The following is a 13,103-nucleotide window of genomic DNA, read 5'->3' as shown; positions in this document are numbered from 1 at the left end:
TAGAAGCCTCGCGGGATTTGCCAGGGATAATGGCACTTTGCTCTCAACCAATTTGGCATGCCCGCCATAGCGTTTGATGCTAAGCGCTGATCGGCAGGTCCAGTTCAAAAGGTGCCTCTAACGGCGGCAGGCCAAAGGCGGCGCGGGCGGTATCGCAATCGACGTTGTGTTCGCCCTGGCTCCATGACGCGTCGAACTCTCGGCAGGGGCTCGAACGTTGTTCATAGATGGTGCAACGGGTGCCCTTGCCGACTTCACCCTCAAGGCTGCAACACCGGGCGGGTTTCTGGTCGGTACCGATCATCGCCACGCGCGTGGGGTTGATCTGCACCACCAGGTCATCGGGCACTGTGCCACCCGATGAGGCGCACTCACCCCAGAAGAAAGACACACGAAAGTGTGAACAGCAGGCACCGCAACTCAGACACGGACTGGCTTCGGACATGGGCGTCATCGATAAGAAAAGTAGGATTGGGGTGTTACGGAAGGCTCGCCATTCTATCCGTGCCATGGCGGTTGGGAAGGGGGGCGCGAACTTATATTTTCGTAGGGAAAGTCCCGCGGTTGCGGGTGAAATCATGCCCTATCAGCTTTACGAATCATTACAGACAAGCGTGTCCGGCCTGATTATGTTGCAGGTACCGGGCAGGATGCATCGGGCATCGCAGCTCTCATAACAATAAAAGAGACGGACCCATGCAGAACTCGACCCAAGCGGCGAATGCCTGGCGCATTCTGTTCCTGCTGTTTCTCGCCAACCTGTTCAATTTCTTCGACCGCACCATTCCCGCCATCATCATCGAGCCAATCCGCATGGAATGGCATTTGAGCGACTTCCAGCTCGGTATCATCGGCACCGCCTTCACCATCGTCTACGCCATCGCCGGCCTGCCACTCGGGCGCCTGGCCGATACCGGTTCACGCAGCAAACTGATGGGTTGGGGTCTGTTTGCCTGGAGCGGGCTGACGGCGGTCAACGGCATGGTCGGCAGTTTCTGGACCTTTTTGCTGGTGCGCATGGGCATCGGCATCGGTGAAGCCAGCTATGCGCCGGCGGCTAATTCGCTGATCGGCGACCTGTTTCCCGCTCACCGCCGCGCCCGCGCCATGGGCATTTTCATGCTGGGCTTGCCGTTGGGCCTGCTGCTGGCGTTCTTCACCATTGGCGCGATGGTCAAGGCGTTCGACAGCTGGCGCGCACCGTTCTTTATCGCCGCTGTGCCGGGGCTGATCCTCGCGATCTTCATGTTCTATATCAAGGAACCCAAGCGCGGCGCGGCGGAAACCGTGCAAGTCTCCCAGGAGCGCGTCGACCGCCCGATTCGTCGTGTCCTGGCAGTACCGACCTTCCTGTGGCTGGTGCTGGCCGGGTTGTGCTTTAACTTCGCCACCTATGCGTGCAACTCGTTCCTGGTGCCGATGCTGCAGCGCTATTTCCTGATGCCGTTGCAGGACGCCGCGGTGGCCACTGGCGTCATTGTCGGCATCACCGGGCTGGTGGGCCTGACCCTGGGCGGTTGGATTGCCGACAAGATCCATCAGCGGGTCGCCAACGGCCGGCTGCTGTTTGCCGCGTGCAGCCTGATTATCTCGACCATTACCACTGCCTGGGCCTTGCATGTCGGGCGCATTGAGATTGGCGTGTTTGTGGCGCTGTTCAGTGTGGGCTGGTTGTTTGCCTATAACTTCTACACCTGCGTGTACACGGCGATCCAGGACGTGGTTGAGCCGCGCCTGCGCGCCACGGCGATGGCACTGTTTTTTGCCGGCTTGTACTTGCTTGGCGGTGGTATGGGGCCGGTGGTGGTGGGCGGCCTGTCAGATCATTTTGCCCATTCGGCAATGTATGCCGATGGCGCCTCGCAGATGACCGAGGCGTATAAAGCGGTGGGGTTGCACGACGCCATGTACCTGATTCCGGTGGCGCTGTTTTTGACCATGCTGTTTCTGTTCCAGGCCTCGCGCAGTTTTGTGCGCGATGCCAAGAAGATGAAGGATGGGCTGGGGGCGGTTGAGGTGCCGGCTGGGGCAGCGACAGCATGAGACCGAGGTGACGCCATCGCAGGCAAGCCAGCTCCCACATGTTGATTGTGAATACCTTCAAATGTGGGAGCTGGCTTGCCTGCGATGAGGCCCTCCAGGCCAATTGATCGTTCCCACGCTCCGCGTGGGAATGCATCCTGTGACGCTCTGCGTCATGCTTCTAGGAGCGGACGCAGAGCGTCCAGGGCGGCATTCCCACGCAGAGCGTGGGAACGATCAAAGGCCCGCATGTTGATCAACCCGCCACCAGCACCCGAATCGCCTCCAACCGCAGCGCCGCCTTGTCGAGCATGGCCAGGCCTTGCTCGCGCTGGTTGCGCAGCGCCACCAGCTCGCTGTCGCGCACGGTCGGGTTGACCGCTTGCAACGCGGTCAGGCGCGCCAGTTCTTCGTCGGTGTCGGCTGCCAGACGGCGTTTGGCCTCGGCCACACGCTCGGCGTGGCGCGGGGTGATCTTCTCTTCGCCAGCATTGATGCGTGGCGTGAGCTGATCGCGCTGGGCCTGCACAAACTTGTTGGCGCTGGCGCGTGGCACACTTTCCAGCTGGTCGTTCAAAGTTTCAAACGACACACGGCCGGACAGGTCATTGCCGTTGGCATCCAGCAGGCAGCGCAAGGCGGCCGGTGGCAGGTAGCGGCCCAGTTGCAGCGAGCGCGGCGCAACCACTTCACTGACGTAGAGCAGTTCGAGCAACACGGTGCCTGGCTTGAGCGCCTTGTTCTTGATCAGCGCCACGGCGGTGTTGCCCATCGAGCCGGACAGCACCAGGTCCATGCCGCCTTGCACCATCGGGTGTTCCCAGGTGATGAACTGCATGTCTTCACGCGACAGCGCCTGGTTGCGGTCGTAGGTGATGGTCACACCTTCGTCGTCGCCCAGGGGGAAGCTGGCGTCGAGCATTTTTTCGCTGGGCTTGAGGATCAGTGCGTTTTCCGAATGGTCTTCGCTGTCGATGCCGAAGGCGTCGAACAGGGTTTCCATATAGATCGGCAGGGCGAACTGGTCGTCTTGCTCAAGAATGTCTTCCACCAGCGCATCGCCTTCACCCGCGCCGCCGGAGTTGAGCTCCAGCAAGCGGTCGCGACCGGTGTGCAGTTCCTGCTCCAGGCGCTCGCGCTCGGCACGCGCTTCGTCGATCAGGGCTTGCCACTCGCCGTCGTCGGCGTTTTCCAGCAGCGGCAGCAGGCGCGGGCCGAACTGATGTTGCAAGGCGTTGCCGGTCGGGCAGGTGTTGAGGAACGCGTTCAGCGCTTCGTGGTACCACTGGAACAGGCGCTCCTGCGGGCTGGTTTCCAGGTACGGCACGTGCAGTTCGATCACATGCTTCTGGCCGATCCGGTCCAGGCGGCCGATCCGCTGTTCCAGCAGGTCGGGGTGCGACGGCAGGTCGAACAGCACCAGGTGGTGGGAGAACTGGAAGTTGCGGCCTTCACTGCCGATTTCCGAGCAGATCAGCACCTGGGCGCCGAATTCTTCATCGGCGAAGTAGGCAGCGGCGCGGTCACGCTCGAGGATGTTCATGCCCTCGTGGAACACCGTGGCCGGAATGCCGGAGCGCACGCGCAGGGCGTCTTCCAGGTCCATGGCGGTTTCGGCGTGGGCGCAGATCACCAGCACTTTGGTGCGCTTGAGCATTTTCAGCTGGTCGATCAGCCACTCGACGCGCGGGTCGAAGCGCCACCAGCGGTTTTCTTCTTCAACATCCGGCTGCGACTGGAAGCTGACTTCCGGGTACAGCTCGGCGTGTTCGCCCAGCGGCAGTTCGAGGTACTCGTCCGGGTTCGGCAGCGGGTAGGCGTGCAGCTTGCGCTCCGGGAAACCCTGCACGGCGGCGCGGGTGTTACGGAACAGTACGCGGCCGGTGCCGTGGCGGTCGAGCAGCTCACGCACCAGGCGCGCGCTGGCTTCGGTGTCGCCATCGTTGACGGCGGTGAGCAGTGCTTCACCTTCGTCACCGAGGAAACCCTGGATGGTCTTGTGCGCTTTTGGCGACAGGCGGCCCTTGTCCAGCAGCTCCTGCACGGCTTCGGCCACCGGGCGGTAGTTCTCGCTTTCGGCGCGGAAGGCGTGCAGGTCGTGGAAGCGGTTCGGGTCCAACAGGCGCAGGCGCGCGAAGTGGCTGTCCTGGCCCAGTTGTTCCGGGGTGGCGGTCAGCAGCAGCACGCCTGGGATCACTTCGGCGAGTTGCTCGACCAGCGCGTATTCCGGGCTGGCTTTTTCTTCATGCCAGACCAGGTGGTGGGCTTCGTCGACCACCAGCAGGTCCCAGCCGGCGGCGAACAGCGCGTCCTGGGCCTTTTCGTCGTCCACCAGCCATTCCAGAGCCACCAGCGCCAGCTGGGTGTCTTCGAACGGGTTGGTGGCATCGCTTTCGATAAAACGTTCTTCGTCGAACAGCGCAACCTGCAGGTTGAAGCGACGGCGCATTTCTACCAGCCACTGGTGCTGGAGGTTTTCCGGTACCAGGATCAGTACGCGGTTGGCGCGGCCCGACAGCAGCTGGCGATGGATCACAAGGCCCGCTTCGATGGTCTTGCCCAGGCCCACTTCGTCGGCCAGCAATACCCGTGGCGCGATACGGTCAGCGACTTCACGGGCAATGTGCAGTTGGTGAGCAATAGGTTGCGCACGCACGCCGCCCAGGCCCCACAGCGAGGACTGCAACTGACGGCTGGTGTGTTCCAGCGTGTGGTAGCGCAGCGAAAACCAGGCCAGCGGGTCGATCTGCCCGGCGAACAGACGGTCGCTGGCCAGGCGGAACTGGATGAAGTTCGACAGTTGGGTTTCCGGCAGGGTGACCTGCTCGTTCTGCCCGTTAAGGCCGTGATAGACCAGCAGGCCATCGACGTCGTCGACTTCCTGTACGGTCATTTTCCAGCCTTCGAAATGGGTGATGCTGTCACCCGGCGAAAACCTCACACGAGTGAGGGGCGCATTCCGTAGCGCATACTGACGAGTGTCGCCAGTGGCCGGATAGAGCACGGTCAACAAGCGCCCGTCCTGTGCCAGAACGGTGCCTAACCCCAGCTCTGCTTCGCTGTCACTAATCCAGCGTTGCCCCGGTTGATACTGCTGCGCCATGCTGCCTGACTCCCGCCGTGAAAAAGCCGACTATTCTAACGGAACACGGCTTCCAGACCAAAAGGAATAGCTACAGCTTCAAGCTTTAAGCTACAAGCGGCAAGAAAAAGGGCGACAGGTTCGTCGGATAGATGACGATTGGTTCACAAGTTGGGGGCTTGGCACTCAAGTCGCCCCTCCCGCAGCCGACAGTCTGCGCAATAGGAGACTAAAAACCATGCTGCCACCCATACTGCCCTTGAGCGTTGTGCCGGTCACGTCGCAACTTGATCCGGTGCGCCAGAAGCCGGACATCCCGCCCGTGGTGCCCGTGCAGGCCGGCTCCAACGAAAGCACCATCGACCTGAAAAAGGGCGATGCCGAGCAGTCGACCCTGCTGTTGCGCGAAGAACAACGCCGTCAGCAGGAGCAACAGAAACGCCGGCGCGAAGCGGATGCAGACCCCGAGGCGCATCTGGCGGTCCCCGGTGATGAACTCAATGCCGACAACACCGTGCCGGTGGTGCCGCTGATCGAAGATGCGCCGCGCCAGGGACTATGGGTGGACGTCGAGGTTTAATCGCGCAAATCGCGCAGCGCGGCGATCAGCAACTCGATGTCATGCTCGGTGTTGAGTGGGCTGACGGAAACCCGCGCGATGCTTGTAAGCCCCCGCGCCTGCATATCCAGCGGCGTGTAGGCCACGCCGTTGGCGCCGATGTTGATGCGCTGCAACCCCAGCCGACGTTTGAGTTCAAACGCCTCCCAGCCGGCGAGGTTGAAGGCGATCAATCCTGAGTGAACCGTGCCCAGATCGTGCAGGGAAACGCCCGGAATCTGACGCAGCGCGTCGCGGATTCTTCCGCTGAGCTGCAAAACTCTATCCCATGTCCGCTCCACGCCCAGTCGGTTAACTTCCTGCAACGCATTGCCCAACCCCGCCAATAAGGCGTAGGACACTTCGCTGGTTTCAAAGCGGCGGGCATCGTTACGCAGGTCGAACCCTTCAGCGGTCCAGGGCGCCGAGAACACGTCGCGCTGGGCGGGGTTCAGGCGTTGCAGAAAGTCCGGCCGCACATACAACAGCGCCGTGCCACGCGGCCCGCGCAGGTGTTTACGCCCGGCGGACTTGAGCACATCGCAGTGCAACGCCTGCACATCCACCGGCAATTGGCCGACCGCTTGGCCGGCGTCGATGAAGTAGGGGATTGCGTGGCGCCTGGCCACTTCGCCGATGGCCTGGGCCGGGTTGATCAGGCCGCCATTGGCCGGCAGCCAGGTCAGGTCGATCAGCTTGACGTTGGTATCAATCATCGCTTCCAGCGCCAGCGGGCAGACTGCGCCGGTCGCATCGCAGGGAATGACCTCCACGCGTGCACCCGCTTGCACGGCCAACTGCATACTCGCCAGGTTGCCACCCCATTCATGGCGGCCCACCAGGATGCGGTCGCCCGGCTGCCACGGCCCCAAGGCCTGGAACGCCATGCTCCAGGCGGTTGAGCCGCTGCTGGCAAAGGCCATCGAGGCGGCGGGCGCATTGAGCAATTGCCCAGCTGTGCGCCGGGCTTTTTCCACCAGGATCGCGCCATGCTCGCCGGCTTCCATCGGGCCATCGCGGGCTTCGCGCTGCAACTGGTCGATGATCGCGTCGAGGGTGGCTTGGCTCGGCAGCGAGGCACCCGCATGGTTAAAGTGCACGATGCCCGATTGGCAGCCGGGTGTGGCGTCGCGCAGGTGTTGAATTTCCAGCGGGCTCACGGCTGCAACTCGAAAATGGCGTCCACCTCCACGGCGACGCCGGCGGGCAGGCTCGACACGCCGACGGCGGTGCGCACATGCCGGCCTTTGTCGCCCAGGGCATTGACCACCAGATTGGATGCGCCATTGGCAACCCCGCTTTGGCGCGTGAAATCGCCGCTGCTGGCGATGAACACACCCAAACGGAGAATGCGCACCACACGCGACAGGTCATCGCCGACGGCAGCGCTTAACTGGCCGAGCAAGCCCAACGCCGCCAGCTCTGCTGCCTGGGCACCTTCTTCATCGCTGAGGGATTCGCCCAGCCGGCCGATGCAGGCAGGTTTACCGTCGAGCATGGGAATTTGCCCGGAGATAAACAGCTGGTTCTGGCTGGTGACGTGGTTGATGTAATTGGCTGCGGGTTGGCTGGGAGTTGGCAGCGTCAGGCCAAGGGCTTGTACGCGTTGGCGGATGGAGTCGCTCATGTTGAATCCTCTTGGGTGAAGAGGGGTGAGCATGTTGGACGCAGTGAGGGGCGACAAACGGATAGATCTCACGGGACGTATCGAAATAACTCAAGTGTCGCAGCAAGCTTCCTTTAGCCAGGCGCTGAAACATTCGACGGCTTCGCTGGCCGGGCCTTGGGGAGCGATCAGCCAGTAGCCGATTTCACTGTGATAGGGCGGCCAGTCGAATGCTTCCACCAGGCTGCCGTCCTGGAGCCTGCGCGCTATCAGGCGATGACGGCCCATGGCGATGCCTTGGCCAGCCACGGCGGCCTCGACCACGATGTTGTAATCGTGCAGCAGCACGCGGGGGTGGTGGTCGAGGTTGACCTGATAGTGCGCCGACCAATCCGTCCACTCGAAAGGGCGGTGCGAGGTGGCCATCAACAAGGGCGCGTTGTGCAGTTGGCTGGCCTTGAAGGCCGGGCTGCACACCGGTGAAATGACTTCCGCCATCAAGCGCGTGGCCTGCACATCGGGCCAATCGCCCTTGCCATAACGAATGGCCAGGTCGACCTCGGCGGCGGCGACATTGGCTAATTGAATGGCTGGCAGCAGTTCCACCTGGATATGCGGGTAGCGATTGAGAAACCCGGCCAGGCGTGGGGCCAGCCACAGAGTGGCAAACGAGGCGAGCAGGCCTACGCGCAGGACTGTGGTTGTGGGGGCGACTTTCTGCGCGCGGGTGGCGGCGGCAATCATGTCGAGCGCCGGGCGAATTTCGTCGTAGTAGTGTTGGCCGTCGGCGGTCAGATCAATCGCGCGGGTGCGTCGGATAAACAGTGGTTTGCCCAGATACTGTTCGAGCTTTTGCACTTGGTGGCTGAGTGCGCTCTGGGTAACCGACAACTCATTGGCGGCCTTGATAAAACTCAAGTGCCGCGCCACCGCCTCAAAAGCGCGCAGGGCCAGCAGCGGCGGAAGGTCATTGTGCAGTGCCAACTGAATGCGCCTACAGGGTAAGTGGGAAAGTGTCGATTTTGGGCGATGTGCTTCCTTTTGTCGCCCGCAGATTCTCCTGTCGTAGTTTGGGGATATGCCCTACATCTCCTCGGGCAGCTGTACGCAAAGCTCTGTGTCTTTTTTGAGACGGTAGAGCGATGAAAAACCTTATAAAGGCCAATGTGATCGGGTTGGCTGTTTCAATGGGCCTTTGCGCGGGCGCAGCAGCGAATGAGTCACCGCTGGTCGGGGCCTGGAAGCTGGTCGGCTATCAGGTTGAATCCCAGGATACGCGTGAGAAAATCCCGGCAATGGGCAGCCGTCCTTCCGGGCGCGTTATTTTTACCGCGGATCATCGAGTGGCTTTCGTGTTGACCGGTGAGGGAAGAAAGCCCGGCGCTTCCGACGCTGAAAAATCAGCGCTGTTGAATACGCTGGTGGCTTATACCGGTATTGAGCGGGTCGAAGGCAATCAATGGTGCACAGAGGTTGATTCTGCCTGGAATCCGGCGTGGGTGGGGACGGTGCAATGCCGTGATTTTCAGGTCAGGGGCGACACGCTGGAAGTGCTGACGCCCTGGCGCCAAATGCCGAATTGGCCGGGGACTACCCGTTCCATCATTACCTTTGAGCGGGATAAATAAGCGCCAGGAGAGGGAAGTACGAGGATTTTCACCCTGGTATTTGCCGTCGAGCGGGAGAGGCCGCATTATTGAGCCATTCCCGCCACGACGTATGCCCAGCCATGAGTGATGACGACAAGCTGATTGACCTGAATGCCGAACGCGCCAAGCGTGTGCATGACCTGAATGACAAACGCCTGAACGAAGTGCGCCAGGCGTTTGAGCAGGCGATGCCTTTAGGCAAAACCAGGAAGAAGTCGAAGAACAAACCGAAAAAGCGTTGAAACAACCTGCATCTGTTGATGCAGGTCAGTTATTGCCCTTCTTTACGCCCCGTTGCGGGCGACATTGATCCCCGTCAATTTTCCAATCCGCCTTCTCCATTAACTTAGCCCTATCGCAACAGGGCATGAGCAGGAGGCCGGTCATGTTTTTCGATAATGTGGTATTTGCCGGGGTGCTGACTGTCAGCCTCATGGTGCTGTTTTTTGTAGGGTTCGGGATTTTTATCTGGAAGGACGCTAATAAGCGTAAAGAACCGTAAGTTCTTCTGGGTTACATGAGCACGCAAGGCATTTTGGGCGACTTCGGTCGCCCTTTTTTTTGCCCGTTATTTAATGTGATCGTTCCCACGCTCCGCGTGGGAATGCCGCCGAGGACGCTCTGCGTCCCGTACCTGTAGTTGTGGGATAAAAAAAGGCGCGATCCCCATCAGGATCGCGCCTTCTTTTTCAGCCGCAGCCTATCAGCTGCCCAATGCCTTGGACGCCAGCCAGAACAACCCGGCCGACAGGCCCACGGTTGCCGGCAAGGTCAACACCCAGGCCATCAGGATGGTCTTCACCGTGCCACCTTGCAGCCCGCTTTTGTTGGCGACCATGGTGCCTGCCACGCCGGACGACAACACGTGGGTAGTCGACACCGGCAGGCTGAAGATGTTGGCCAGGCCAATCATGCTCGCCGTGGTGATTTGCGCCGACATGCCTTGGGCATAGGTCATGCCTTGCTTGCCGATCTTCTCACCGATGGTCAGTACCACACGCTTCCAGCCCACCATGGTGCCCAGGCCCAGGGCCAGTGCGACGGCGAGGATCACCCAGAACGGGGCGTATTCGGTGGTGGCGGTCAAGTCTTTGCGCAGCTTGTCCAGGTCGGACTTCTCACGCGCATCCAGGCCCGGCAGCTTGCCGACTTTCTTCGCGGTATCGTCCAGGCACAGCAGGTAGCGGCGCACTTCAATGCGGTGCTCGGCAGTCAGCGAGTGGTAGTCGGAAACGCCTTTCAAGGTGTCCATCAACGCATTGATGGTCGGTTCGGTCTGCTGCGGGTTGCACTGGAACTTGCCCGGCAGGTCGTCCTTGACGCTTTTGCCCAGTGCCAGGAACTCACCGAGGGTGGCGTTATTGCGCTCGTAGAACTGGCTCAAGTGCACAGTAGCGTCGCGAGTACGTTCAATCTGGTAAGTGGTGCTGCCCAGGTCGAGTACGAACTGCGCCGGTACGATACCGATGAGCACCAGCATGATCAGGCCGATGCCCTTCTGGCCATCGTTGGAGCCGTGCACGAAGCTCACGGCCATGGCCGAGATCACCAATACCAGACGGTTCCAGAACGGCGGGTGCTTCTTGTCGTCAAGCTTGCGGCGCTGGTCCGGGGTCTTGTGCATTTTCGACAGTGGGCGCCACCATTTCAGGCCGATCAGCACCAGGGCTGCGACCAGGAAACCGGCCATCGGCGAAAACACCAGGGAAGCGCCGATATCGATAGCTTTCTGCCAGTTCACACCGTCAGCCAGGGGGATGTCGTTGATCAGGGCATTTGCCAGGCCGACACCGAGGATCGAGCCGATCAAGGTATGGGAGCTGGAGGCCGGGATACCGAAGTACCAGGTGCCCAGGTTCCAGGTGATCGCTGCCGCCAATAAAGAGAAGACCATTGCCAGGCCATGGCCGGTGTTCACATTGATCAGCAACTCCACCGGCAGCAAGTGCACGATGGCGTAGGCGACACCCACACCACCGAGCAACACGCCGAGGAAGTTGAACACCCCGGAGAAGAACACGGCCAGGTGCGGCGGCATGGCTTTGGTGTAGATGACTGTGGCCACCGCGTTAGCGGTGTCATGAAAGCCATTGATGAACTCGAAGGCGAGGACAAAGGCCAGGGCGAGCAACAGGCTCACTAGAACCCAAGCATCCAGTCCGCTGAATAAATCGATCATGAAGGTTTTCTGACCCGGTCGTAAGGGGGCGCGATTATGCCAGAAAACCTCAGTAATCGATGCATTAGCTGCTCATCGGTAACAATCTTCACTGAAAAAATACCGGGCAACGCGGCGCATCCCAGGGTTTTCGGGGCTTTGGCAAGTCTTTGATTTATAAAGTGCGGGGCCGAAAAGACACGGATTGGTCATGCAAACGTCATGTCTGAAACATTTGTATGAAATTTCGTTGGCAGCAGCAGGACGCTGACCAATGGTGTGTCAATGCGCGGTGCCCTCCGCCGGCGGTGAGCCAGCAGAGACAGCAAAACCCTGGAAACTCTGAGCGAAGGGCTTAGGGCTCTTCGGTTTTGAGTTCCTGTTCAATCTTTTGAATTTCCTGGGCAAATGCCTGATCCAGCAAACTGGCCCGTTTGCGCCAGGGTTTGCGCTCGGGTTCAGGTTGCGCGGCGTAGGTGGTGACTTCCCCGCCGTAAACGTCCTTGTAACGTTGTTCCTGGCGCTCAAGTTCCGCGCGCAGTTCGTCTTTCGTCACAGTGTTACCTAATTTAAGTTGAATGTATTGACGGTGCAGCGTCATGCCTGAAAGTCGTCCTCGGGTTGTTTGAAATTGAACAGTAAAACCATTCAAGTTTGAAAAGGACCAAAGGGCAGATCTTATAAACAGGTATGTGTGACCGGTGATGCCTGCAATGCGCATCGCCTGGTGAGCTCCACTCCCGATGATAATGAAACCGGGCTGACCTCTGCACAAGCTGCATTATAGCGGCGCGTTTGAATAAAACTATCAGCATTAAGTTAAAAAGCGTCAACTTCGTGTGAGGCTTTTGTTACATGGCGGTGTGAGTCCTGGGCGTTGGGCACATTACTGTAGTGGTCATCTCGGCTGTCGGGTTCCACCAGGAGAATTGCGATAATCGCATGATCGTCCGATAATCGCCCAATGTTGCGGGCACCGCCTTGTACATCCCGACCGGCGCGGCTTGTAATGGCGGCCAACCCTCCCAGCGGTTGAGAACAAGAGAAAGGACCCTTGAAATGAACGATCAATTGCGCAACTCCTTCGCGTCAGTGGCGCCGCCGATCGTGGCCTCACCGGCCAAACGTATCCAGGCATTTACCGGTGATCCGGACTTCATGACCTCCCTGGCCCGAGGCCTGGCGGTGGTGCAGGCGTTTCAGGAGCGCAAGCGTCACCTGACCATCGCCCAGATCAGCCATCGCACCGAAATCCCGCGCGCCGCCGTGCGCCGTTGCCTGCACACCTTGATCAAACTCGGTTATGCCACCACCGATGGGCGCACCTACTCACTGCTGCCCAAGGTCCTGACCCTGGGGCATGCCTATTTGTCCTCCACGCCATTGGCCGTGTCGGCCCAGCCGTACCTGGACCGCATGAGCGAGCAATTGCACGAAGCCTGCAACATGGCGACCCTGGAAGGCGACGACATCCTTTATATCGCCCGCTCGGCCACCACCCAGCGCCTGATCTCGGTGGACCTGTCGGTGGGCGGGCGTTTGCCGGCGTATTGCACATCGATGGGGCGCATCCTCCTGGCGGCGCTGGACGATGCTTCGCTCAAGGACTATCTCGACCACGCCGACCTGCAAACCAAGACCAGCCGTACCCTGACCACGCCCGAAGCCTTGTTTGAATGCCTGCAACAAGTGCGTCAACAAGGCTGGTGCATCGTCGATCAGGAGCTGGAACAGGGCCTGCGCTCCATCGCCGTGCCGGTGTACGACGCGTCCGGCCAGGTGTTGGCTGCGCTCAATGTCAGCACCCACGCCGGGCGCGTCAGCCGCAGCGAGCTGGAGCAGCGTTTCCTGCCGAGCATGCTCAGCGCCAGCCGCGAGCTGAGTGCGCAACTGTTTGCCTAAGTGTTCGGTGACCGCACAGATCCCGGCTTGATCAATTGACGCTGTTTCCCCCGACTTATTACTGTGCGGCAGCGCTCTGAAGAGCC

Annotated in this window: 13 protein-coding genes; 6 read left to right on the top strand and 7 right to left on the bottom strand. The window is 60.4% G+C overall.

The genetic code is table 11. The features are described from left to right. Positions 1-79: 79 nt before the first annotated feature. On the bottom strand, positions 80-445 hold the full coding sequence (locus ASE80_RS02220; RefSeq protein ID WP_056857472.1) for a YkgJ family cysteine cluster protein: 366 nt from the start codon (positions 443-445) through the stop codon (positions 80-82). A gap of 251 nt (positions 446-696) precedes the next feature. Between ASE80_RS02220 and ASE80_RS02210 the strand changes: the two genes are divergently transcribed. Beyond that, complete coding sequence (locus ASE80_RS02210; RefSeq protein ID WP_056857470.1) at positions 697-2,043, top strand: spinster family MFS transporter; 1,347 nt, start codon at positions 697-699, stop codon at positions 2,041-2,043. Positions 2,044-2,278: 235 nt separating this feature from the next. On the opposite strand, the gene rapA is transcribed toward ASE80_RS02210, so the two are convergent. Then, positions 2,279-5,125 (bottom strand): RNA polymerase-associated protein RapA, encoded by a 2,847-nt coding sequence (rapA, locus tag ASE80_RS02205; RefSeq protein WP_056857469.1) that lies wholly within the window; start codon positions 5,123-5,125, stop codon positions 2,279-2,281. A 217-nt stretch (positions 5,126-5,342) separates the two neighbouring features. Here rapA and ASE80_RS02200 point away from each other — a divergent pair, with 217 nt between their 5' ends. Beyond that, complete coding sequence (locus ASE80_RS02200; RefSeq protein ID WP_056857468.1) at positions 5,343-5,684, top strand: hypothetical protein; 342 nt, start codon at positions 5,343-5,345, stop codon at positions 5,682-5,684. Here ASE80_RS02200 and ASE80_RS02195 read toward each other — a convergent pair. The 3 genes from ASE80_RS02195 to ASE80_RS02185 form a co-directional block, all read right to left on the bottom strand. Continuing rightward, complete coding sequence (locus ASE80_RS02195; RefSeq protein WP_056857467.1) at positions 5,681-6,862, bottom strand: aminotransferase class V-fold PLP-dependent enzyme; 1,182 nt, start codon at positions 6,860-6,862, stop codon at positions 5,681-5,683. The genes ASE80_RS02200 and ASE80_RS02195 overlap by 4 nt on opposite strands. After that, positions 6,859-7,329 (bottom strand): RidA family protein, encoded by a 471-nt coding sequence (locus ASE80_RS02190; protein ID WP_056857466.1) that lies wholly within the window; start codon positions 7,327-7,329, stop codon positions 6,859-6,861. The genes ASE80_RS02195 and ASE80_RS02190 overlap by 4 nt, the downstream gene beginning before the upstream one ends. A gap of 90 nt (positions 7,330-7,419) precedes the next feature. Next, positions 7,420-8,292, bottom strand: a complete 873-nt coding sequence (locus ASE80_RS02185; RefSeq protein WP_056857465.1) for a LysR substrate-binding domain-containing protein — start codon at positions 8,290-8,292, stop codon at positions 7,420-7,422. Between the two features lie 158 nt (positions 8,293-8,450). Between ASE80_RS02185 and ASE80_RS02180 the strand changes: the two genes are divergently transcribed. From ASE80_RS02180 to ccoM, 3 genes are all read left to right on the top strand, one after another. Beyond that, positions 8,451-8,936 (top strand): lipocalin-like domain-containing protein, encoded by a 486-nt coding sequence (locus ASE80_RS02180; protein WP_082463547.1) that lies wholly within the window; start codon positions 8,451-8,453, stop codon positions 8,934-8,936. Between the two features lie 101 nt (positions 8,937-9,037). After that, positions 9,038-9,199 (top strand): hypothetical protein, encoded by a 162-nt coding sequence (locus ASE80_RS31075; protein WP_099485822.1) that lies wholly within the window; start codon positions 9,038-9,040, stop codon positions 9,197-9,199. 143 nt (positions 9,200-9,342) lie between these two features. Then, the gene (gene ccoM / locus ASE80_RS31635; RefSeq protein ID WP_017137226.1) at positions 9,343-9,459 is read left to right on the top strand and encodes a cytochrome c oxidase subunit CcoM; all 117 of its coding nucleotides are present in this window, start codon (positions 9,343-9,345) and stop codon (positions 9,457-9,459) included. A 201-nt stretch (positions 9,460-9,660) separates the two neighbouring features. On the opposite strand, the gene ASE80_RS02170 is transcribed toward ccoM, so the two are convergent. Next, a complete protein-coding gene (locus ASE80_RS02170; RefSeq protein WP_056857464.1) occupies positions 9,661-11,136 on the bottom strand; it encodes an inorganic phosphate transporter in 1,476 nt (491 codons plus the stop codon). A gap of 334 nt (positions 11,137-11,470) precedes the next feature. Continuing rightward, entirely contained in the window at positions 11,471-11,671 is a 201-nt protein-coding gene (locus tag ASE80_RS02165) for a hypothetical protein (RefSeq protein WP_003189295.1), read from the bottom strand. A 503-nt stretch (positions 11,672-12,174) separates the two neighbouring features. On the opposite strand from ASE80_RS02165, the gene pcaR reads away from it, so the two are divergent. Then, positions 12,175-13,017: a pca regulon transcriptional regulator PcaR gene (gene pcaR / locus ASE80_RS02160; protein WP_017137228.1), complete on the top strand. Its 843-nt coding sequence runs from the start codon at positions 12,175-12,177 to the stop codon at positions 13,015-13,017. The last annotated feature ends 86 nt before the right edge of the window (positions 13,018-13,103 follow it).

It is taken from the genome of Pseudomonas sp. Leaf15, from assembly GCF_001421425.1.
Taxonomy (GTDB): Bacteria; Pseudomonadota; Gammaproteobacteria; order Pseudomonadales; family Pseudomonadaceae; genus Aquipseudomonas; species Aquipseudomonas salomonii.
The sequence above is the reverse complement of the archived record's forward strand: the minus strand, read 5'-3'. Positions and strand labels throughout refer to the sequence as shown.

Coding starts and splice junctions, on each gene's coding strand:
- pcaR (WP_017137228.1), top strand. CDS start 12,175: ATGAACGATCAATTGCGCAACTCCTTCGCGTCAGTGGCGCCGCCGATC.
- ASE80_RS02210 (WP_056857470.1), top strand. CDS start 697: ATGCAGAACTCGACCCAAGCGGCGAATGCCTGGCGCATTCTGTTCCTG.
- ASE80_RS02190 (WP_056857466.1), bottom strand. CDS start 7,329: ATGAGCGACTCCATCCGCCAACGCGTACAAGCCCTTGGCCTGACGCTG.
- ASE80_RS31075 (WP_099485822.1), top strand. CDS start 9,038: ATGAGTGATGACGACAAGCTGATTGACCTGAATGCCGAACGCGCCAAG.
- ASE80_RS02180 (WP_082463547.1), top strand. CDS start 8,451: ATGAAAAACCTTATAAAGGCCAATGTGATCGGGTTGGCTGTTTCAATG.
- rapA (WP_056857469.1), bottom strand. CDS start 5,125: ATGGCGCAGCAGTATCAACCGGGGCAACGCTGGATTAGTGACAGCGAA.
- ASE80_RS02200 (WP_056857468.1), top strand. CDS start 5,343: ATGCTGCCACCCATACTGCCCTTGAGCGTTGTGCCGGTCACGTCGCAA.
- ASE80_RS02220 (WP_056857472.1), bottom strand. CDS start 445: ATGTCCGAAGCCAGTCCGTGTCTGAGTTGCGGTGCCTGCTGTTCACAC.
- ASE80_RS02170 (WP_056857464.1), bottom strand. CDS start 11,136: ATGATCGATTTATTCAGCGGACTGGATGCTTGGGTTCTAGTGAGCCTG.
- ccoM (WP_017137226.1), top strand. CDS start 9,343: ATGTTTTTCGATAATGTGGTATTTGCCGGGGTGCTGACTGTCAGCCTC.